This is a genomic window from Moorella sp. E306M (genome assembly GCF_006538385.1).
Taxonomy (GTDB): Bacteria; Bacillota; DSM-521; order Neomoorellales; family Neomoorellaceae; genus Neomoorella.
This window is the reverse complement of record NZ_BJKO01000001.1, coordinates 2,087,270-2,107,508: the sequence shown is the minus strand read 5'-3', so window position 1 is coordinate 2,107,508 and position 20,239 is coordinate 2,087,270. Positions and strand designations below refer to the sequence as shown.

General features: G+C 55.6%; 19 protein-coding genes. 2 read left to right on the top strand and 17 right to left on the bottom strand.

Annotation, left to right across the window (positions count from 1 at the left end; all coding sequences use genetic code 11):
- Positions 1–51: 51 nt before the first annotated feature.
- Positions 52–2,280, bottom strand: a complete 2,229-nt coding sequence (locus FLZ89_RS10875) for a sigma 54-interacting transcriptional regulator (protein WP_172613565.1) — start codon at positions 2,278–2,280, stop codon at positions 52–54.
- 199 nt (positions 2,281–2,479) lie between these two features.
- On the bottom strand, positions 2,480–2,686 hold the full coding sequence (locus tag FLZ89_RS10870; protein ID WP_064774358.1) for a helix-turn-helix transcriptional regulator: 207 nt from the start codon (positions 2,684–2,686) through the stop codon (positions 2,480–2,482).
- Positions 2,687–2,903: 217 nt separating this feature from the next.
- Here FLZ89_RS10870 and FLZ89_RS10865 point away from each other — a divergent pair, with 217 nt between their 5' ends.
- The gene (locus FLZ89_RS10865; RefSeq protein WP_141265110.1) at positions 2,904–3,371 is read left to right on the top strand and encodes a helix-turn-helix domain-containing protein; all 468 of its coding nucleotides are present in this window, start codon (positions 2,904–2,906) and stop codon (positions 3,369–3,371) included.
- Between the two features lie 13 nt (positions 3,372–3,384).
- Here FLZ89_RS10865 and FLZ89_RS10860 read toward each other — a convergent pair whose 3' ends face one another.
- The 15 genes from FLZ89_RS10860 to FLZ89_RS10790 all read right to left on the bottom strand — a co-directional run bounded on the left by FLZ89_RS10860 (position 3,385) and on the right by FLZ89_RS10790 (position 19,526).
- Positions 3,385–4,002, bottom strand: a complete 618-nt coding sequence (locus FLZ89_RS10860) for an SGNH/GDSL hydrolase family protein (RefSeq protein ID WP_172613564.1) — start codon at positions 4,000–4,002, stop codon at positions 3,385–3,387.
- 350 nt (positions 4,003–4,352) lie between these two features.
- Positions 4,353–6,074: an NADH-dependent [FeFe] hydrogenase, group A6 gene (locus tag FLZ89_RS10855; protein ID WP_141265111.1), complete on the bottom strand. Its 1,722-nt coding sequence runs from the start codon at positions 6,072–6,074 to the stop codon at positions 4,353–4,355.
- Between the two features lie 23 nt (positions 6,075–6,097).
- On the bottom strand, positions 6,098–9,133 hold the full coding sequence (gene nuoF / locus FLZ89_RS10850) for an NADH-quinone oxidoreductase subunit NuoF (RefSeq protein ID WP_141304961.1): 3,036 nt from the start codon (positions 9,131–9,133) through the stop codon (positions 6,098–6,100).
- Positions 9,134–9,502: a (2Fe-2S) ferredoxin domain-containing protein gene (locus FLZ89_RS10845; RefSeq protein ID WP_054937076.1), complete on the bottom strand. Its 369-nt coding sequence runs from the start codon at positions 9,500–9,502 to the stop codon at positions 9,134–9,136. It lies immediately after the preceding gene.
- Positions 9,502–10,056: an ATP-binding protein gene (locus FLZ89_RS10840; protein WP_141304960.1), complete on the bottom strand. Its 555-nt coding sequence runs from the start codon at positions 10,054–10,056 to the stop codon at positions 9,502–9,504. The genes FLZ89_RS10845 and FLZ89_RS10840 overlap by 1 nt, the downstream gene beginning before the upstream one ends.
- A 5-nt stretch (positions 10,057–10,061) precedes the next feature.
- Positions 10,062–10,535 (bottom strand): complex I 24 kDa subunit family protein, encoded by a 474-nt coding sequence (locus FLZ89_RS10835; RefSeq protein ID WP_141265114.1) that lies wholly within the window; start codon positions 10,533–10,535, stop codon positions 10,062–10,064.
- 61 nt (positions 10,536–10,596) lie between these two features.
- Complete coding sequence (locus FLZ89_RS10830; RefSeq protein WP_141304959.1) at positions 10,597–11,355, bottom strand: PHP domain-containing protein; 759 nt, start codon at positions 11,353–11,355, stop codon at positions 10,597–10,599.
- 13 nt (positions 11,356–11,368) lie between these two features.
- Positions 11,369–11,707, bottom strand: a complete 339-nt coding sequence (locus FLZ89_RS10825) for a DRTGG domain-containing protein (RefSeq protein WP_141265116.1) — start codon at positions 11,705–11,707, stop codon at positions 11,369–11,371.
- Positions 11,685–13,004, bottom strand: a complete 1,320-nt coding sequence (locus FLZ89_RS10820) for a [Fe-Fe] hydrogenase large subunit C-terminal domain-containing protein (protein WP_141304958.1) — start codon at positions 13,002–13,004, stop codon at positions 11,685–11,687. The genes FLZ89_RS10825 and FLZ89_RS10820 overlap by 23 nt, the downstream gene beginning before the upstream one ends.
- A 13-nt stretch (positions 13,005–13,017) precedes the next feature.
- The gene (locus tag FLZ89_RS10815; protein WP_141265284.1) at positions 13,018–13,425 is read right to left on the bottom strand and encodes an ATP-binding protein; all 408 of its coding nucleotides are present in this window, start codon (positions 13,423–13,425) and stop codon (positions 13,018–13,020) included.
- A gap of 16 nt (positions 13,426–13,441) precedes the next feature.
- Positions 13,442–13,999: a hypothetical protein gene (locus FLZ89_RS15970; RefSeq protein ID WP_216363882.1), complete on the bottom strand. Its 558-nt coding sequence runs from the start codon at positions 13,997–13,999 to the stop codon at positions 13,442–13,444.
- A gap of 511 nt (positions 14,000–14,510) precedes the next feature.
- On the bottom strand, positions 14,511–15,713 hold the full coding sequence (locus tag FLZ89_RS10805; RefSeq protein ID WP_141265118.1) for an iron-containing alcohol dehydrogenase: 1,203 nt from the start codon (positions 15,711–15,713) through the stop codon (positions 14,511–14,513).
- 886 nt (positions 15,714–16,599) lie between these two features.
- Complete coding sequence (hydG, locus tag FLZ89_RS10800; protein ID WP_141265119.1) at positions 16,600–18,003, bottom strand: [FeFe] hydrogenase H-cluster radical SAM maturase HydG; 1,404 nt, start codon at positions 18,001–18,003, stop codon at positions 16,600–16,602.
- Positions 18,004–18,147: 144 nt separating this feature from the next.
- Positions 18,148–19,200 carry a [FeFe] hydrogenase H-cluster radical SAM maturase HydE gene (gene hydE, locus FLZ89_RS10795; RefSeq protein ID WP_141265120.1) on the bottom strand — a complete coding sequence of 351 codons (1,053 nt, stop codon included), beginning with the start codon at positions 19,198–19,200 and terminating at the stop codon, positions 18,148–18,150.
- Positions 19,201–19,271: 71 nt separating this feature from the next.
- Entirely contained in the window at positions 19,272–19,526 is a 255-nt protein-coding gene (locus FLZ89_RS10790) for a TM1266 family iron-only hydrogenase system putative regulator (RefSeq protein WP_141265285.1), read from the bottom strand.
- Between the two features lie 344 nt (positions 19,527–19,870).
- On the opposite strand from FLZ89_RS10790, the gene FLZ89_RS10785 reads away from it, so the two are divergent.
- Positions 19,871–20,227 carry a hypothetical protein gene (locus tag FLZ89_RS10785; protein WP_141304957.1) on the top strand — a complete coding sequence of 119 codons (357 nt, stop codon included), beginning with the start codon at positions 19,871–19,873 and terminating at the stop codon, positions 20,225–20,227.
- Positions 20,228–20,239 lie beyond the last annotated feature (12 nt).

The following is a 20,239-nucleotide window of genomic DNA, read 5'->3' as shown; positions in this document are numbered from 1 at the left end:
TGGCTTTGCTCCTATCCTGTTTTTTGTACTCTGTTCGTATTTTTGTATTGACTATTTTTTCTTGGGCCGCAGGTTATAACGCTTGATCATTTCATTAAGGGTGCTTCGCTTCAGGCCCAGGATTTCTGCCGCCCGGGCCTGGACCCACTGGCTTTCTTCCAGGGCCTGCAGTATCAGGCTGGTTTCATAGGCCGTCACTGCTTCTTTGAAACTCATCCCCCTGGTATAGGCCCAGCCCGAAGTGCCTTTTGCCAGATTACGGAACTGGCGCGGCAGGTCGCCGAGTTCGATTTTTTTCCCTTCAGTTAAAATTACCGCCCGCTCAATGACATTTTCCAGTTCCCGGACATTGCCCGGCCAATCGGCCCGGACAAGGGCGTCCATGGCCTCGCTGGTAAAGCCGGTAACTTCTTTACCCAGGCGCCGGCCGATCTTTTCCAGGAAATGCCTGGCGAGCAAGGGGATATCGTCCCGCCGTTCCCGCAAGGGCGGCAGCCAGATGCTGATTACATTGAGACGGTAGAAAAGTTCGGGCCGGAAGGAACCTTCCTTGACGGCCTTCTCCAGGTCGCGGTTGGTGGCCGCGAGCACCCGGACGTCGACCCGGGTGGGCCTCGTTTCCCCTACCCGCAAAAATTCCCCTTCCTGGAGGACCCGTAAAAGTTTGCTCTGTAGTCCCAGGCTGATATCGCCGATTTCATCCAGGAAAATTGTGCCTTCATGGGCCTCTTCAAAGAGCCCTTTTTTGGCCGTCACCGCCCCGGTGAAGGCGCCCCGGGCATGGCCGAAAAGCTCGCTTTCCAGCAAAGTTTCCGGCAGGGCGGCACAATTAATGCTGATGAAGGGCGCTTCGCTACGACGGCTGTGGTAGTGGATGGCCCGGGCCACGAGTTCCTTACCGGTACCGCTTTCCCCGCGGATGAGTACGGTGGCGTCAGTTTTGGCCACCTTTTCAATCAGGCGATAGACTTCCTGCATGGCGGCGCTATTACCTACCAGCTGGCCGAACTGGCCCTGGAAGACCTTGAGCTCCTGGCGCAGGTGCAGATTGCTTTTTTCCAGCTGGGCAATGAGATAGGGCAGGCACATGCGGTTTTCAGCCAGGCCGTGGTAGACGGCAATAGCCTTCTCCCGGCAGGAAGGATAACCGCAGGCACCGCAGTTAAGCTCGTCTTCTGGTGTAAGTTTACCCAGTTCGGCCAGGATGCTCCGGATGTCAGCCTCGCTGGGACGGGGGAAGAATACGGTTTTATCATGGAATTCCCGGCGTAAGTTTAAACCTTCCAGGTTCAGGGGTTGGGGTTTTGCCTGTTCCAATCCCTGGCGGGTAAATTCGGCTACAATTTTGCGCCGGCGGAAGGAGGAATATTTATTCTCCTGCATGGGGCCATTGATACAGCCCTTACAGAAGAGCATATCGACCATTCTGGGCATCATTTTACCCTCGTTAACGGCCTTCAAAAATTCCAGGCAGTCCTCCCGGCCTTCTATCACCAGGACTTGGTTGGCCAGGATGTCGGCATCAATCCCGGCACTCCTGAGCAGGCCACCGCCTACAGGGTACAACCGGCCCAGGTAGGCCGGTTCACTGTCGAAATCGAGATTGCCGCAAGAAGAGACGTCGATTTGCCGCGCAGCCAGCATTTCCTTGAGTTCCAGGAAGGTAAGAACGGCGTCAATAGCACCGGCCACTTCATCGTCCACGGCCTCGCCTTTTTTAGCCACACAGGGGCCGATAAAGACCAGGCGGTTATCTGGCCCGAGCTTTGTTTTAAGATAACGACCCAGGGCGATCATGGGTGATACTATAGGCACCAGCTGGGGTAAAAGGCGGGGGTAATACTTGCTGACCAGGTTAACTACTGCCGGGCAGGGGGTACTGATCAAGCCCTGGCGTTCCCCGACTTCCTGGAGGTAGCGGTGGTATTCCAGTGTGACCAGATGGGCGCCAAAGGCCACTTCATGGACTTCGGCAAACCCCATCTGCTTCAAAGCCGCCACAACCTGCCCCGGCCAGGCCGGATGAAATTCGGCCACAAAGGAAGGCGCCAGGCAAGCAATGGTCCGGCCGGAGGCCAGAAATTGCTCTACTTTGGCAATTTCCTGCTCCACCAGCTTGGCCTGTTGGGCACAGACCTGGACACAGTGACCGCAAGCTATACACAGCTCCGGCACTACCCGCGCCTGGCCTTCAACTACTTTTATCGCTTTGACCGGGCAGTTACGGATGCAGGCGTAACACATACGACATTTGCCTGTGATAGTTTTCACTATTTCCACGACATACCCCCCTTAACCGCACCATTTTTCTTTATCTATTATACAATACATGTCGCCGGATGGCGAGACGGATTTTTGAATTAGCGTCAATGTTAATATAGCGCAGCAAAAGAAAAGCTACCTTAAAAGTTAAGCAAGGTAGCTTCAAAAAAGGAGGTACACTGGGTGTACGCCATTGACTAAAGAGGCGGGATTATCACTATTCGTGATTATTGTTGCTAAAAAACAGCTCATCTACAGTAAGACCGAAAAAATCGGCCAGTTTCTTCATGGTGTCCTTTCTGGGATAACGCTGGCCCCTTTCAATCATGGCATAGGCGCTCTGGGTTATCCCTACAGCTATCGCCACCTTCTTCTGGGTGAGGCCGCGTTCCCGGCGTAACTGGTACATTTTTTCATTTCGCATAGAGATCACCATATATGGTTAGGAAAAGCTCCTGTTAGTAATAATTTAATCACGTTTTGCAATTTGTGTCAAGGGATGATGAATTGATTATCACGTTTAGTGATATAATATTGTTTGCTATCACAAAGAGTGTTAAATTGGCAGTAGTTAGCTGAACTACATGAACGAAATTATTGTTGTTAAATCTTTTAGCTTATAAGTCAACTGGGGGTCTATCATGAAAACCCTTGGCGAAAGATTAGCAGCTTTACGTAAAGAAAAAGCCTTAACCCAGGCCGAAATGGCCCGCCGGCTCAACATGGGTCAGAGCACCATTGCTATGTATGAAAGGAATAAGCGTTCCCCCGATGCCGAAACTTTGCAGAAGCTGGCGGATTTTTTTAAGGTATCCGTCGATTTTCTTCTGGGGCGGGTTGATTCTCCCCATCCAATATCTTATGAACCCCAGGATGAAAAGCAGCGAAAAACAACCTTTTTTCTCCAGGAGCCTGGCGGCAGGACTTTTCTTGCCGATCCCCTGTTTGCAGATTTATTTAAGCGCCTTTCTGAACTGACACCTCAGGAGAAAGCAAAACTGGCCCAGTACTGGTATCAGGCCTTGCAGGATATAGAAAAAGAAAGGGTAGAACTATGCCAGCCCGGTGCTCCAGACCTGCCGACCCTTCACAATAATGATAAAAAATGAAGCACCGGTTTAATCAGGCTTGCTGTTTTAGCTGCCGGAACAAAGGGACCGCCACCCCGGCCATGACCTGGTAACCCGGGCGGCTGGGATGGGCGTCGTCGACGAAGTATTCCTTCCGGCCCCAGCCGGTGGCCGGGTCCAGGAGAGGGGTAAAAAAGTCAAGAAGCTTTAAACCCCTGGACAGGGCCAGGTCCCGGCAGGCGTCGCGATAAGCCGCAAGCAGCGCGGCCATCTTCTCCAGGAAAGATAAGGGGATATCTGAACCCGTCTGGCAGAGGGGCGGCGGCAAGGCCATTACCGGCTGGATACCGGACCGCAGGGCCTTATCCACCATGGCCCGGACATTATTGATTACTTCCGTAACGGCCAATCCGGCCCAGGCGTCGTTGGTTCCTCCCATAATGGTCACCGCCCGGGGGGCGAGCCGGACAACATCCTGGTCGAAACGGGCCAGCATTTCGCCCGTGGTTTCGCCGCTAATGCCACGGTTTACCACCACCAGGCCGGTGGCGCGGCCTGCCAGGTCCAGCCATGAAGCCTCCGGGCCAAAGGGATAGCCCCAGGTCAGGCTGTCGCCTATACCGACGAGATCAACCCTGTTCATCTTTTCCTTTGCTTCTTGCGCTTTCATAATTGCACCCCAACTTAATTAACGGTAATAAGTGGAAGGCCGGGAGTAAAACTCCAGCGGCCACGCTAACTACCACAAGACAGTTATGCCCCTATAATTAAGGCTACCTAAAGCTACCAGTAAGCCTACCGGAAGGAAGGCCGTTACTGGCAATCTGTACCAGCGTCCTACCTCCCAGACCCGTTCAAGGACCTATTGATAAAAATACGAAGGGCTCCCTGTAGAATCTTACTCCTTTGTATAAATTAAGGCAATAATAAAAGAGGGTTAGACCGCAGGATACCGCACTGGTCTATCCCTCTTTTAACATTTACAGTAAACAAGGTGGTCCAGCCAGGTCTACGCGCACCCTAATATTTTCCCCTTGGCGTGTAATGGGTATGAAGGAGATGATGGGACTTTTCGCTCAAAGGTTTGCCCAGGAACTCGCGGTAGAGGGCCTGGATAGACGGGTTCTCGTGGGACTTGCGGATAGGCATCTCGACGTCGGCCTGGTAGATGCCCTTGATACGCTGCTCCCTGATCTCGGTGTTGGTCGGGATGGGCTGGCCGCCGCCGCCGATGCAGCCGCCGGGGCAGCACATGATTTCAATGAAGTGGTACTGCTCCCCGGCCTTAACCCGCTCTAAAAGCTGCCGGGCATGGCCCAGGCTGTGGGCCACCGCCACCCGGACTTTGGTGCCCTCGATATCCACGGTGGCTTCCTTAATACCCTTAAGGCCCCGGACATCATAGAAATCCAGGGAGGGCAGCGTTTTCCCCGTAATCAACTCATAAGCGGTGCGCAAGGCCGCCTCCATAACCCCACCGGTGGCGCCGAAGATGACCGCTGCGCCGGTGGATTCGCCTAAAGGATCGTCGTACTGCTCTTCCGGAAGGTTCCGGAAGTCAATCCCGGCTTCCCTGATCATCCGCGCCAGCTCGCGAGTGGTGAGGACATAGTCCACGTCCTGGTAACCGCTGTCCCGCATCTCCGGCCGCTGGCACTCGAACTTCTTGGCGGTGCAGGGCATGATGGAAACTACTACCATTTTAGCCGGGTCAATACCCGCCTTTTGGGCATAGAAGGTCTTGGCCACGGCGCCGAACATCTGCTGGGGCGATTTGCAGGTTGACACGTTGGGAATGAATTCAGGATAGAAATGTTCCATGAACTTGATCCAGCCCGGGCTGCAGGAGGTAATTAACGGCAGGGGGCCTCCCTTGGTGAAGCGCTCGATAAACTCGGACCCCTCTTCCATAATGGTCAGGTCGGCGGAAAAGTCGGTGTCGAAGACCCGGTCAAAGCCCAGCCGCCTTAAAGCCGCCACCATCTGGCCGGTATTGATGCTCCCCGGCGGCAGGCCGAATTCCTGGCCGATGGACACGCGGGTAGCCGGCGCCGTCTGGACGACGACAAATTTTTCCGGATCGGCCAGGGCCGCCCAGACCTCGTTGGTATAATCCTTTTCGTACAATGCCCCCACCGGGCACACCAGGGTGCACTGGCCGCACTCCACGCAGGCAATGTCCAGAAGTTTATCCTGGAAGGCCGGGGCGATGACGGTATCAAAGCCGCGGCCCATGGGGGCGATGGCCTTTACCCCCTGGACCTTTTCGCACACGGCCACGCAGCGGCGGCAGAGGATGCACTTGTCGGGCTCGCGGATAATAGCCGGTGTGGAATCATCTATAGGATACTCGCTCTTTTTACCCTCAAAGCGGATCTGCCGGACCCCCAGTTCCTGGGCCAGGGATTGCAGCTCGCAGTTCAAGTTGCGGATGCAGGTGGGGCACTCCATCTTGTGGTTGGAAAGGAGCAGTTCCACATTCAGGCGCCGCGCCATCCTGACCCGCGGGCTGTTGGTCTTTACCACCATACCATCGGCTACCGGGGCCACACAGGAGGCCATCAGGTTCCTGGCCCCTTCCACTTCCACCACGCAGACCCGGCAGGCGCCGATTTCGTTGATGCCCTCCAGGTAACAGAGGGTGGGAATGTGGATGCCCGCCTTCTCGGCAGCTTTCAAAATCGTCGTTCCGGCCTCAACTTCCACCGGTATATTGTCAATGGTCAATCTCACGGTGCTCACTTTTTTCGCCTCCTATCTTCCGCCTATTCCCGCACGTCGCAGCGCAGGCAGCGGGACGCCTCGGCTACCGCGGCCTCAAGGTCATAACCCAGTTCTACCTCGGCAAAGCCCGTCAGCCGTTCTGCCAGGTCAAGGCTTGCCGCCACTTCCCGGGCCGTCTTCTCTTCAATCACCGGCGCTGTCCGCTGGCGTTTAATTTCCATCTCAGGTACAATCACGCCGTCGCCGCCGAGATATCTATCAATGGCCGCCGCCGCCCGCTTACCGGCAGCAATGGCGCCGATGACGGTATCCGGCCCGGACACGCAGTCACCGCCGGCAAAGACACCGGGCACCTTCGTCGCTCCGGTCTTGCTGTCAGCCACCATCGTGCCGGCACGGCTTACTTCTACGCCGTCCGGAATACTCTCCGGATCCACCGCCTGGCCGATGGCCGCAATGACCACATCCACCGGCAGGGTGAAGTCGGCCCCTTCGATTGGGACGGGGCGCCGCCGGCCGCTGCGGTCAAATTCACCCATGCGCATGCGGGCGCAACGTATAGCCGTAACCCTGCCGTTTTCGCCCAGGATGGCCACCGGATTGGCCTGGCAGGTGATTTTGACGCCTTCTTTTTCCGCCTCGTGGATCTCCTCGCGCAGAGCCGGCATATCGTCCTTCTGGCGCCGGTAGATAATGTGAACCTCTTTCGCGCCCAGGCGCAGGGCAGAACGGGCGGCGTCCATGGCCACATTACCGCCACCGATGACGGCCACCACTTTATCCTTTAAGTTCGGTGCCTGGCCTAAGTTAAGCTGCCGCAAGAAGGTTGCTCCCGCATAAACGCCTTCCAGTTCCTCGCCCGGTACGCCGAGCTTCTGGTCCTTATGGGCACCGATAGCCACAAAGACGGCTTCATACCCCCGGGCTTTAAGATCGTCCAGGCTGAAATCGCGGCCCAGGGCCTTGCCGGTCTGCAGCTCCACACCCAGTTCCAGGATGGTATCAATCTCCGCCTGGAGGGTCTTCTTCGGCAGGCGGTACTCGGGGATGCCAACGGCCATCATGCCGCCGGCCACCGGCAGGGCTTCAAAGACGGTCACGCTGTAACCCTTCAGGGCCAAGTAGTAGGCTGCCGTCAGGCCCGCCGGGCCGGAGCCGATTACAGCCACCTTTTTCCCGTTGGGCGGCTTAATTTCCGGTCGTGGCCGCTGGCCGTTGAGCTTCATAGCATAATCGGCGGCAAAGCGCTTGAGCTCGCGAATGGCCAGGGGCTGGTCGATCTTGGCCCGGTTGCACTTGCCCTCGCAGGGATGATTGCAAACCCGGCCGCAGACAACCGGGAAGGGGTTCTCCCGCCGGATAACTTCGTAGGCCTCGGCAAAGCGTCGCTGGCGGATGAGGTCGATGTAAATGGGCACATCCACGTTGGCCGGGCAGGTATTCTGGCACGGCGAGTTAAAGAGGGCCGCGCAGACGCTGGCCGGGCAGCGGTGCTCGCGGATGTGGGCCAGGTATTCATCCCGGAAGTATTTAATGGTGCTCAGAACCGGGTTGGGTGCTGTCTGGCCCAGCCCGCAGAGGGCCGTGTCCTTGATCTGCTGGCCCAGCTCCACCAGCAGGTCGAGGTCTTCTTCTTTACCCTGGCCTTTGGAAATACGGTCCAGGATCTCCAGCATGCGGGTGGTGCCGATGCGGCAGGGGGTACACTTGCCGCAGGACTCGTCTTTGACAAAGTCCAGGAAGAACTTGGCCAGGTCCACCATGCAGGTATCTTCGTCCATGATAATCAGCCCGCCGGAACCCATAATGGTGCCTAGGGCCGTCAGGGATTCATAGTCAATGGGGGTGTTCAAGTATTCGGCCGGGATGCAGCCGCCCGATGGCCCGCCCGTCTGGGCCGCCTTGAACTTCTTGCCGTCGGGAATGCCGCCGCCGATGTCGTAGATAACCTCTCCCAAGGAGGTGCCCATGGGGATCTCCACCAGGCCGTTGTTGTTAATCTTGCCGGCCAGGGCGAAGACCTTGGTCCCCTTGCTCTTTTCGGTACCGATGCTGGCAAACCATTCCCAGCCCTCGCGGATAATGGTCGGTATATTGGCCAGGGTCTCGACATTGTTTATGACCGTGGGTTTGCCCCAGAGACCGGATACGGCCGGGAAGGGCGGCCGCGGCCGCGGTTCGCCCCGGCGCCCCTCGATGGAGGCCAGCAACGCCGTTTCTTCGCCGCAGACAAAGGCGCCGGCGCCCAGGCGGATATCGATGTCAAAATCAAAGCCGGAATTAAAGAGGTTCTTGCCCAGGAGTCCCTTCTCCCGTGCCTGCTGGATGGCTATCTTCAAGCGGTTCACGGCAATCGGGTATTCAGCGCGCACATATATATAACCCTGGCTGGCACCGATGGCGTAACCCCCGATGGCGAGTCCCTCCAGGACGGCATGGGGATCGCCTTCCAGGATACTGCGGTCCATAAAGGCCCCCGGGTCGCCCTCGTCGGCATTGCAGACGATATATTTAACCGGTCCCGGTGAGCGGTGGGCAAACTCCCATTTGAGGCCGGTGGGGAACCCGCCGCCGCCCCGGCCGCGCAGGCCGGACTTTTTGATCACATCGATTACTTCACCGGGAGTCATGGTAGTCAGGACTTTTCCCAGGGCCTGGTAGCCGTCGCGGGCAATATATTCATCAATGGATTCGGGATTAATGAGACCGCAGTTGCGCAGGGCGATGCGCACCTGGTGCTTGAAGAAAGGAATCTCTTCAAAGGCCTTGACGGCAGCTTCCGTCTCCGGCTGCTTGTAAAGCTTGCGCTCCAGCACCCGGCCCTTGATAAAGTGCTCTTCCACCAATTCCGGGACATCCTCCGGGTGGACCTGGGTGTAGAAAACCCCCTCCGGGTAAACCATCATATTGGGGCCAAAGCGACAGAAACCGAAACACCCGGTATCGACGACCTGAATTTCCTTATCTAGGCCGCGGGCCTTCAGTTCCCGGATGAGGGCCTCTTTAGTCGCTGGGCTCTCTGAGGCCGTACAGCCGGTACCGGCGCAGACCAGGACGTGGGCACGATAAAATTCCATTTACTCTTCCCCCCTGTTAACAACCCATTCGCTGATCACAATACCGTTAACTACATGCTGGGCGACAATCTGCCGCGCCTTATTGGCATCCACCTTGCCGTAGGTCACCCGCGGCTTCCCTGGCAAGATAACATCCACCAGGGGTTCCTGGGCGCAGAGGCCAATGCATCCCGTCTGGGTGACGGCTACATTGGTAAGGCGGCGCTTGCCCAGCTCGTCAAGAATAGCGCTCATAACCTCCCGCGCGCCCGCGGCAATCCCGCAGGTGCCCATACCGACAACGATCTTTGCCTTTTGATCCGCTTCCCGCAGGCGGATGGCTTCCAGCTGGGTTTCCTTGATCTTTTGCAGTTCTTCCAGGGACTTGATCACTTGCCTTCACCTCCGAACAATTCTGCCAGTCCTTTATTGATGTAGCGCTGTACCCAGTCCAGTACCGGCCCACAGTTTAAAGGTACCTCGCCCAGGTGGAGCTGCAGCCAGGCGGAAGAAAACTTGAACTCCTTCTGCCCCCGACGGTGGTAATAAACAAGCTCTACCGGTTCTTCCCGGCTCAAAGCGGTGGCTATGGTCGCTCCCATGTCACCTAAGGGCGGCAGGTCCGGATGGCTCAGCTTCATTGTTACCGCCACCCTGGTCCCCTGGCCCGGCCGGGATTCCAGAGCAACTTTACCCCCACACTGGGCTGCCGTAGCCTGCAAAAGGGGCAACCCCAAGCCTACCTTTCTGGTGGTCCGGGTAGTGTAAAAGGGGTCCAGGACCTTTTGTAAGGTTTCGGGTCCCATTCCACGGCCGTCATCCTGGACTTCGATGGTCACCTGATCGCGATCCTCATCCTCGACAATGGTAATGAGAATATGACGGGCCCCTGCAGCCAGGGCATTTTCCAGGAGATCAAGAATGTGCAGGGCCAGTTCTTCCATGGCTTTTACTGATACTGCTCTAATACAGCCACCGCCGTATCAGGCTTTAGAAGGCCGTGGGCGCGCTTGTTGACGGTCATAACCGGACCCAAGCCGCAGGCGCCGAGACACCGGACAACCTCCAGGGAAAACTTGCCGTCGTCGGTGCTGTCCCCGGCCTTAATGCCCAGCTCCTTTTCCAGGCGCTCCAAGATTTCCGGCGATCCCTTAACGTAGCAGGCCGTACCCTTACACACGGATATCTGGTATTTACCCTTGGGTTTGACGGTAAAATGGTGGTAAAAGGAGATGACACTGTAGACTTCCGTCAGAGACACTCCCAGGCCGTCGGCTATGGCCACCTGAACCTGACGGGGTAAGTAGCCGATGAGCTCCTGGGCCTGGTGGAGGACTTCGATGAGGTCAGAAGGCCGGCCGCGGTGGGCGGCAATGATCTTATCGAGTTCCTCCCATTTGGCTTCGCATTGACAGGCTTCCATAGTAAAACCTCCTTAAAATAAGGAATCCCATTTTTATTAACGAAATACCGAACTCAATGTACTATTTATCTGAAATTGCTTCTTCCCCACCAATCACCACCTTAAATTGTTGCTGCCGCATGGTATGGACCAGCGCGGTTATATTTACCGCCTCTAAATCATAATAAGTAACCCGGCGGCCAATGTCATGTAAGTAATGGGCATCAGAAGCCGCCACCAGGGGCCAGCCGGCGAGGGTTTGGAATTTCTTGCGGGCGGCCTCCGGGGTAAGCAGGCCCAGTTCCAGGGCCGCTACCGGCAGTCCAGGTGGGATTAACCCAAGGTGGACGAGCAGGCTGTATGATGGTCGGTCCACATGGGCCGGCAGGCATAAGCCGCCGCGCCTGGCTACCTCCCCGGCCACTTCCTCTAACCCCAGGCCGGTGCTGGCCAGGAGGAGCCTTTTTTCCCGGCCTATCTCTCTTCCAGCAGCATCCATAAGAAGCTGAAGGCCAAAATAATCTTCCCGGTTTTCTCCAGCAGGGAGGTGACGGTAAACTTCCGCCTGCCACTCCAGAGCCTCCTCCGCCGTATCGAAAAGACAAACCAGGTGCACATCCTCCTTCGTCTGGACTTCCAACCCGGCAAGGACTATGAGCCCCGTATCCCGGGCTGCTTCCTGGACGGCAGCCACATTGCCGGCGCTGTTGTGGTCGGTTACAGCAATGAGCTGGAGCCCCGCTTTTAAAGCCGCGGCTACAATCCGGGGCGGTGTCATTTCCTCGCCGGCACAGGGTGACAGAGCTGTATGGATATGGAGGTCGGCACGATAAAGAGCCATAGTATTCTAATTCTCACTTCTCATATAACAGCTGGTATAAACGCCCGGCTATTTCAAAGGTATGGTAAGGTGTATACAGGAGAGGTAATCCTTCCGCCTCAGCTTTCTGGCAGACTTCCGGAGGGATTCCCCGCCCTCCGGTGAACACCACCCCGGCCGCCCCGGTCAGGAGGGCCACGGCCACTACATTCATGTGCGTCTGGAGAGTCAGCCAGAGGCATCCGGGTGTTCCATTGGCCATAAAATCGCTTATCAGGTCAGAACAGTAGCCGGTACTAACCTCCCTGTCCAGGACCTTCTCTCCTGCCAGAACCTGCAAATTCAAGCGTTCAACTATTTCCCGGAGTTTCATCTCTATTTCTCCTTTCCGGTTGGGCCATGGACGGCGGCAGTTTCCGCGCCAGTTCCACCACCTCTTCTGCCAGGACTCGCACCCGGTCGCGAAGAACGAAGACGCAGTCGGTATCCTGGGCTTCCTCCCGGACAATATCCTCAGCCAGGGCGCGGCAGCTGGGCGAGCCACAGGAGCCGCAATCCAAACCGGGAAGCATAGCCTGGGTGGCTTCCAGGCGTTGCATCTTTTCGATAGCGGTGGCCAAGTCGGTATCCAGCTGGAGGGACGGCCGTGGCTGTACCGGAGCCGCGACCAGGCTGGCGCCTGCTTCCGGCAGGTTTGCGGGTCTGGGCGGCAGGCCGCGGGCGAGTTGCCTCAGCTCTAACCTCGCCAGGTAAGGGTTGTGCACCATGAGGGCGCCACCGACACAACCGCCGGGGCAGGCCTGGGCTTCAATATACTCAATGTCCTCGAAGTCGCCCGCTTCAATACGGGTGAAGACCTCAATGACGTGGTGGATACCATCTACTTCCAGTAAACGCCGGCCGCCAATGCTGGCATTCTCGCCACCGCTGTGGCCCCACCCGTAACCGGCAGCTCCAGCACGGGAGGGATAAGGTACAGCGGTAGCCAGGCGCTGACGGATATCACCATATATGGCGGCCAGGGGAATGACTCTATCAGGGCCCGGCAGTCCACCTTGAGGCTGGCGCGCAGCCGTAATCTTGGCCGGGCAAGGGGAAATAAAGAAGGTGCCAATGGCTTGCGAAGGTAACCCGGTTGCCTCCATCGCTTCTTCTCGGGCCAATCTTGCGGCCACATCCACAGGGGTGGCCAGGGGTAAAATCTGCTCTACCAGGGAAGGGAAACGCACCTGGATCAAGCCCACCACCGCCGGGCAGGCCGGGGAAATGAGCGGCCTTTTCCCCCTATAATCATCCAGGTACCGCCTGATTGCCCGGGCTACTATTTCCGCCGCCAGGGCAACTTCGTAAACGGCATCAAATCCCACGGCTACCAGGGCACCCAGGATATGTTCCAGGTCCGCCTGACCGGCAAACTGCGAGATTATGGCTGGAGCGGGCAGGGCGATCCGGTAGCTATAGGCAGCCAGAGCCGTCAGATCATCGCCCACGGCGATCTTGGCATGGTTAGGGCAAATGCGAATACACTCGCCGCAGTCAATGCAGCGCTCCTGGATAATACGCGCCTTGCCTTCCCGTACCCGGATGGCTTCTGTAGGGCAGTGTTTGATACAGTTGGTACAGCCTTTACATTTATCCTCTTCCAGGCGTACGGAATGGAAATAACCCACCGCGCCACCGCCTTCAGCGATTATAAATAATTATGTTAACGGTAGTACCCTGACCCGGCGCCGACTTTATTTCCAGTTCATCGGCACAGCGGCGGATATTTGGCAGTCCCATACCGGCACCGAAACCCATCTCCTGGATCTCCCGCGGAGCGGTAGAATAGCCTTCCTGCATGGCCAGGTCAATATCGGGTATACCCGGGCCGGTATCACGGGCGGTAATGGTGATAACCCCAGGTGTTATCTGCGCTTTCAGTTCCCCGCCCTCCGAGTGGATAACTATATTCATTTCCGCCTCATAGGCGGCAATGGCCACCCGCCGGATAATCGCCGGTGGAAACCCTACCTGTTGCAGGACCTGGCGGATGCGCGCCGCCCCGTCCCCGCCTGCCAGGAAATCCCGCGCCCGAACGGGAAAAGACATTTCCAGGGACGGTATATTATCCTTCAAGGCAACCACTCCGGCTAGTCCAGGCAGGCTTCCTTGTATCTCCAGCAACTCCTACCTGTTGAAGCCCTTCCTCGCAGCATCCCTCCATTGTCCTCTCCCCTCCCGCCGGCATGGCGCCATACGGTATCGTACCAGCTTTTTTCCCCTCCTGCGTTTTCTCACTTTCCCAGTTTAAGGTGGCGACCTGGTCATCACCCACCTCCCTGGAACAGCCTTTCAGCCCTGCCTGGAAAAGGCGGCCGCAGCTGTCATACATCAATAACCTGGTGCCCAAGAGAGGTAGGCCCATGCCTGCAGCAGCCTCGATAAGGTTTTCATCCGGCCTCTTCCCCCGGACGAAGACGATGGCCACGGCGTCGATCATGGCTGCGGTATGGAGAACATGGGTATTGGTCAAACCTGTCAGTAGGAGAACCCGCCCGCAGGCAAAGGCCAGGACGTCGCTCATCAGGTCGGAACCAAAACCGGCTTCTACTTCCAGGTCCAGTTTATCAGCACCGGTAAAGACCTCAGCTTCGAGAATCGCCTGAACTTCCCGGAGTTTCACCGGGTCCGAACCCCCTGATGGTGAATTGCTTCACAATAGCTAGCAAAAATAACAGGCCTTCAATAAGCCCCTGCCTGTTTCTTTTTCATTTCAGTAATAGCGCGCTCATTCACTTTCATTGTAAAGTCCTTTTGTGATAGTTCATATGTGGTTTTTATTCGCCATGAATTTTAATTTTCCTGCTAGGTCTTATAAAATTCTTATTAACTATACATATTATTGTACATCATTGTCCATTTTTTTGGCATTTTGCTTTTTGGATATAAGGCAAGGATGGCCCGTCAGGCCGGGCCGAGGATTTAATGGAGGGGAGCCACGGAGCGAAGCGGAGTAGGGTGGAGGCCGTTTAAGCCTCAGGCCGTATCCTTGCTAGAAGTATAAATCCGCAGTCAGTATTAACGTCCCACCAGCACCTTAGACATGCGTGGTCACCTCCAAAACATAATTAACATCGCAGGGGAAGGGAGCAGGGAGCAAAAAACTTTCTCACCTGCTCCCAAAGCCCTGAGATTTAATACAGTTTATCCCCAAGACGACCTTCATAACTTCTGGTCAGCAGTTCTACTGCCGCATCTTTGGTCATCGGCCGCTTAGACCAGCCGTAAAAAGCAGTAATCCATGGGCTCTCAACCATCATTTTGGCTAATATTGGAATATCTTCCTTCTTACCGAATGCTGCCCATGTAGTGGGAAGACCAACATCTTCCAGCAACTGTTTGACCGCACGTATAGCAGTCTGGGCAGCCTGACGGACGCTCATGCCGGCGGTATTCTGACCTAAAGCCACGGCAATGCGAGCCAGCTTCTCCATACCGTGCCCCATGTTATATTCCATCGCGTAGGGCAGAGCTACTGCACAACCAACACCATGCGGTACATGGTATACAGAACCTAGAGTATGCGCTAGAGCATGCCCCTCTACGATACCTGGATCATTAAAAGCCATGCCGGCCATCATTGAAGCATAAGCCATCTTGACTCGAGCTTCCAGGTTATCCCCTTCGTAAACAGCTACCGGTAGGGCCTCTGCTATGAACTCCACCGCCTTAAGAGCAATTGCGTCAGTAAGCGGGTTTTCCTGCCTGGCCATCATCGTCTCAATAGCATGCGACAGGGCGTCGGCACCCGTAGAAGCAGTAACTTTAGGTGGCATACTTACAGTCAGGGTAGGATCCACCAGTGCCATATCCGGCAGGATGGTCGGTGTGGCGAAGAAGCCCTTAATATTATCTTTAGCAAAGGTTACCACAGAATACATTGTACATTCGGTACCGGTTCCGGACGTGGTAGGGACGGCAATAATAGGCGCACCCTTTTTGGGGAAGGTGGTATTAACCAGATAATCCTCGGTTTTACCCGGCAGCGCCAGGAGCTGAGCAACCACCTTAGCAATGTCGATAGCACTACCGCCACCCAGACCAATTACAAAGCTGCCAGCTTCCTTACGGGCAAAGTCAGCAGCTTGGTCACAGACCACATTATCCGGCTCGGGTTTACCCTGGTCAAAAACCGCTGCTTCAAATCCATCCTTCTTAAGGGCCTGTACTACCCGATCAGCGATCCCCGCCTGAGCTACCCCGGGATCAGTTACAATAATAGCCTTTCCGCTTATACCCATTTCTTTGATATACTGGCCAATATTGTCTACGGCATTTACACCAAACACTACTTTTTGAGGAGTATAGTACTGAACCACTTTGAGCACTGAGAACATAATAATAACGTAACCTCCTTAACCTTAGTATTTTTTCATGGGATTTAAACCACAAGTACTATCACTGGATTTACTTCTACCACCAGGCCTCGCTATCTCTTATCAAAAATCACCTTCTCAAGTTTCTAGTAGGTTCTCGGAAATTCTCAACCGTTGCCATGCAAGCCCTTAAAGAGAGCCTTTATTTTTTCTCCTCACCCCCAGGGAGTATTGGTTTTAAGGGGTCAGTTTTGCTATTCTTTTTTTGCCTCAACTTTTATTACTTTTTCCCTGATGAATGGTTTCTTGGTTTGTTAAAGCATTTTTTATTGTTCTTCTTGGTATTATTAGTGTGTGTTGCCCCCTCCTAGCATATTCCCTGTTTATCCCTGGAGGTTTATGGGGCTTTCCGAGAGCTTACATGGTGCACCCGCGGACGGTAGCAGTCGTCAAAGAGCAAGATGATGGCCCTGACCCCGGCAGGCGAAGAATTCCTGGCCGGAATATTAAAATACCGTTCCTCAGTTTTATAAAAAGCCCTGGCAAACCAGGATGGTATAAACTTAGGACAATTAAACGCTTTTCTGCGTTTGCTCCTTACTAACCTCAGGTACCTGTGCCCTCATCTGCGGTCCTCGCCAGGTTTGGGTTGCCGTACAAAAATCGCATCCGACCCCAGCACTAGCTGTCCTGTTAATAGATAAGGGAGTAGCGTGCGGCTGACCATCATGGATCCATGCCGCGGTGATTACTAACATTACAGTAATTCGACATCCTGCACCGCCTGGCAAATTGGTAATCTACGATAGCCCCGGTCACCTGGGACGCCGGGCCTCAGGTTGAGCCTCACAATAATAAAAACCCCCACTCCTGCCAGGGTGGGGGTAAGGTTTAAGTGAAGGCGGATTTAAAAATACAAATCCCTTTCGCCGCTAGCGATTCGCTCCAGGCGGCGTTCGGTTTCGGCCCGGATGGCAGCACTAGGTATCTGGGCCAGGTGCTCCCTGATAGCCGCTTCTCCCGCTTCCCGGGTGGCCGGTCCGGCGTAATCCAGCAGGTATTCTTTAAAGGTCAGGATGGCGTTGGGCTGGCATACATGCTGGATCTCGCCGGTTTTGGCCAGGGCCATAAAACGGTCCCCTGTACGCCCGCGGCGATAACAGGCCGTGCAGTAGCTGGGTAGATAACCACGCTGGCACAGGTCGCGGATTACTTCATCTGGGTGCCGGTGGTCGCCGATTTCAAACTGGGGCACATCGTCGCTGTTTTCAGCATAGTGGCGGCTGTATCCGCCGACACCGGTGCAGGAGCCGGCGCTGAGCTGGGAAATTCCGAGGGCCAGGAGTTCGGCCCGGAGTTCCGGCGTCTCGCGCGTAGAAATGATCATGCCGGTATAGGGCACGGCCAATCGAATGATGGCCACCAGCTTCTTGAAATCGTCATCGTTAACCAGATATGGGAAGTTTTCCAAACTAATGCCATACGCCGGCCGCAGGCGAGGTACGGAGATGGTATGCGGCCCGACGCCGAAGGTTTGCTCCAGATGGCGGGCATGGTAGAGCAGGCCCATCACCTCAAATTTATAATCGTAAAGACCGAAGAGGACCCCCAGGCCAACGTCGTCGATGCCACCTTCCATGGCCCGGTCCATAGCGGTGGTGTGCCAGTCATAATCAGCTTTGGGACCGCTGGGATGCATGTAGGCGTAAGTCGGCCGGTGGTAGGTTTCCTGGAAAAGAATATAGGTGCCGATGCCGGCTTCTTTGAGCCGGCGGTAAGCATCCACAGTAGTGGCGGCAATGTTGACGTTCACCCGGCGGATATTACCATTGGCCTCGGTAATATGATAGACGCGGTTGATAACATCCAGAACGTAGTCCAGGGGGCAATGGACCGGGTCTTCCCCCGCTTCCAGGGCCAGGCGTTTATGCCCCAGGGACTCTAAAATGCGTACCTCCCGCTCCAGTTCCGCCGGTTCCAGGCGACGGCGTTCAAATTTGTTTTCCCGCCGGTAGCCGCAGTAACGGCAGTTGTTAACGCAGTAGTCGCTGAAGTAAAGGGGAGCAAAGAGGACCATGCGCCGACCGTAAATCTTTTCTTTTATTTCCCGGGCGGCGGCAAACATCTGCCGGCGCACGCCCGTATCGTCGTTCTGGAGCAAAACGGCTACTTCGTAGGGTTCCAGTCCCTTCGCTTCCCGCGCCTTTGCGACGATGCGGGCAGCCTCGTCCCTCGTTGCCCGCTTGGCTTCTTCCAGGTAGCCTTCTATCTCTTCATGCTTAATAAAGTCGGCACGATAACCGTACTGCATGGAAAATTCCCCCATTCCGTTTAATGATACTTAAACGTTTAACCGGACCTTCTCTGCTTTTACTCCTCTTTCACATCGTTTTACGAACGTATATTAAATAAAGCCGTGCTGATATCTTTTCCAATTCGTGGCTACCGCCACCCACTAAGCCGGGAGGGGCTTCAAGGTGTGTCCCGGTCCCCGCCCCAGCCGCCGCCCTAAAGCGCGCACCATGCCTTCCAGGCAGTAGCGGCAGTCTTCCGGGCCTTCGTTGACGCAAATCTTATTGGGGTAGATTTGATAATTGGACCGGTATTTGGTCGGCGTCAGGTTAGGCATAATGACGTTCGCCCCCCGTTGCAGGGCGAGCTGGCGGCCATTGGGGGCCAGTGTGCCCACCGCGGTAGTTGCCGGCAAATGGGCGTATGGTATGACCAGTCGAGCGGTAGCTACCACCCGGTAAGTGAGGTCCAGGCTCCCCGCCGGTTCCCCGCCCAGGGGCGTTGCCGGATGGGGGATAAAGGGGCCCAAACCTGCCATTTCCACGTCCAGCTGCCGCAGGAGGATTAAATCATCAGCCAGGTCCTCCAGGGTCTGACCCGGCAGGCCGATAATGTTGCCGGAACCTACCTGGTAGCCCAGCTCCCGCAGCCACTGGAGGCACTGGAGGCGCTCCTCCCAGCTCATACCGGGGTGGAGGCGGGCGTAGAGGTTTTCATTGGCCGTCTCATGTTTCAGGAGGTAGCGGTCGGCCCCGGCCTCCCGCCACATAGCGTATTCATCCCTCGTCCTCTCCCCGGCGCATAAAGTTACGGCTACCCCCAGCTTTTTTATTTCCCTGATTATTCCTGCCAGCATCGGGCCTGTATACCAGGGGTCTTCCCCCGACTGGAGGACGATGGTCCCATAACCCAGCTCCGCCCCGCGCCTGGCGGCAGCAACGATATCTTCTGGCATTAAGCGGTACCGCTGCAATTTCACATTGTCAGCCCGCAGGCCGCAGTAATAACAGTGGCGGCGGCAGTAATTGGAGAACTCGATGACGCCGCGCAGGTGGACTTCCTCCCCGGCTACCCGGGCGCGGACGCCGTCCGCCAGCCGGTAGAGGGCTTCTTCTTCCGCCCCGGTGTCTGCGGCCAGCAGGTTCATGATGTCTGCCTTGGTGAGTTCTTCTCCGGCAGCGGCCCGCTCCAGGCTGCAGGCAAATTCCCGTCGCACGGCAATAACCTCCTTCCATTTCCAACCAGTATAACCTAATTTTCGGCCTCCCCGCCGCCGGGACAGGCAGCTCACTTTCCCTTTCCTGTCAGGGCCGCCCGCACTTTTACCCCGGGGAGGCTGCCCAGCTTTCCCGTCAGGGCGCCGATGGTATCGGTGGTCCCATCTACAATCAAAGCTATAACAGCCACGCCCCGTTCCCGGTAGGGAATACCCATGCGGCCGACGATGCAGTTGCCGTAATCGCTTAGGATGGCATTAACCCGGGCGGCAGTATGTTCGCGATCCTCAATTACTATCCCCACTACTCCCAGGCGGTTTTCCATCGTCATACTCCTTCATACTCCTTCTACGAACAAGGCTGCACCGGATTATTATCGTTGCAGCTAAACCAAAAAACGCCTGCCAGCTTGAATACTAAGCCGGCAAGCGTGAAAAATTACTTCCCATACAATTCCTCCTTCCCTAAGGTTCAGGTAATCCCTCACCGCAGGATAATTTTTGCCGCCCTCCCGCACCGGTCCTTAAACCCGTACGGTCAGGTTTGTTCTAGATCTATTTTGTACGATTATGAACAAAAATGCAAGTTAATTTTTCAGCCCGGACCTGGAAGGAATTTTTTACCCGGCGGAGAAATTATATCCTTTAAAAGATAACCTGAGAAAGGAAAGTGAATTATATGGAAGAAATCTTAAAACAGCTCCTTCAGGGACAGGAAGAAATCAAAAAGACATTACAACAGCATACCGAAATTCTGCAGCAGCATACCGAAACTCTGCAGCAGCACAGCAAACAGTTAGACTATCTGGAACAAAGAATGATTAAAATCGAAAACCGCCTGGATAACGAACTGCTGCCGAAAATCAACGTCCTGTTTGACGCTTTTGAGCTGCGGGGGGATGAGATTGCCAAACTCCAAAAACACCTGGATGACAGGCTTGATATAATCGCCCTGGATGTTAATTACCTGCTGGGCAAAACCGCCCGCCAGGAAACAGCTATCCTGGAATTAAGACGGGCTAAGTAAAGGAAATCGCCG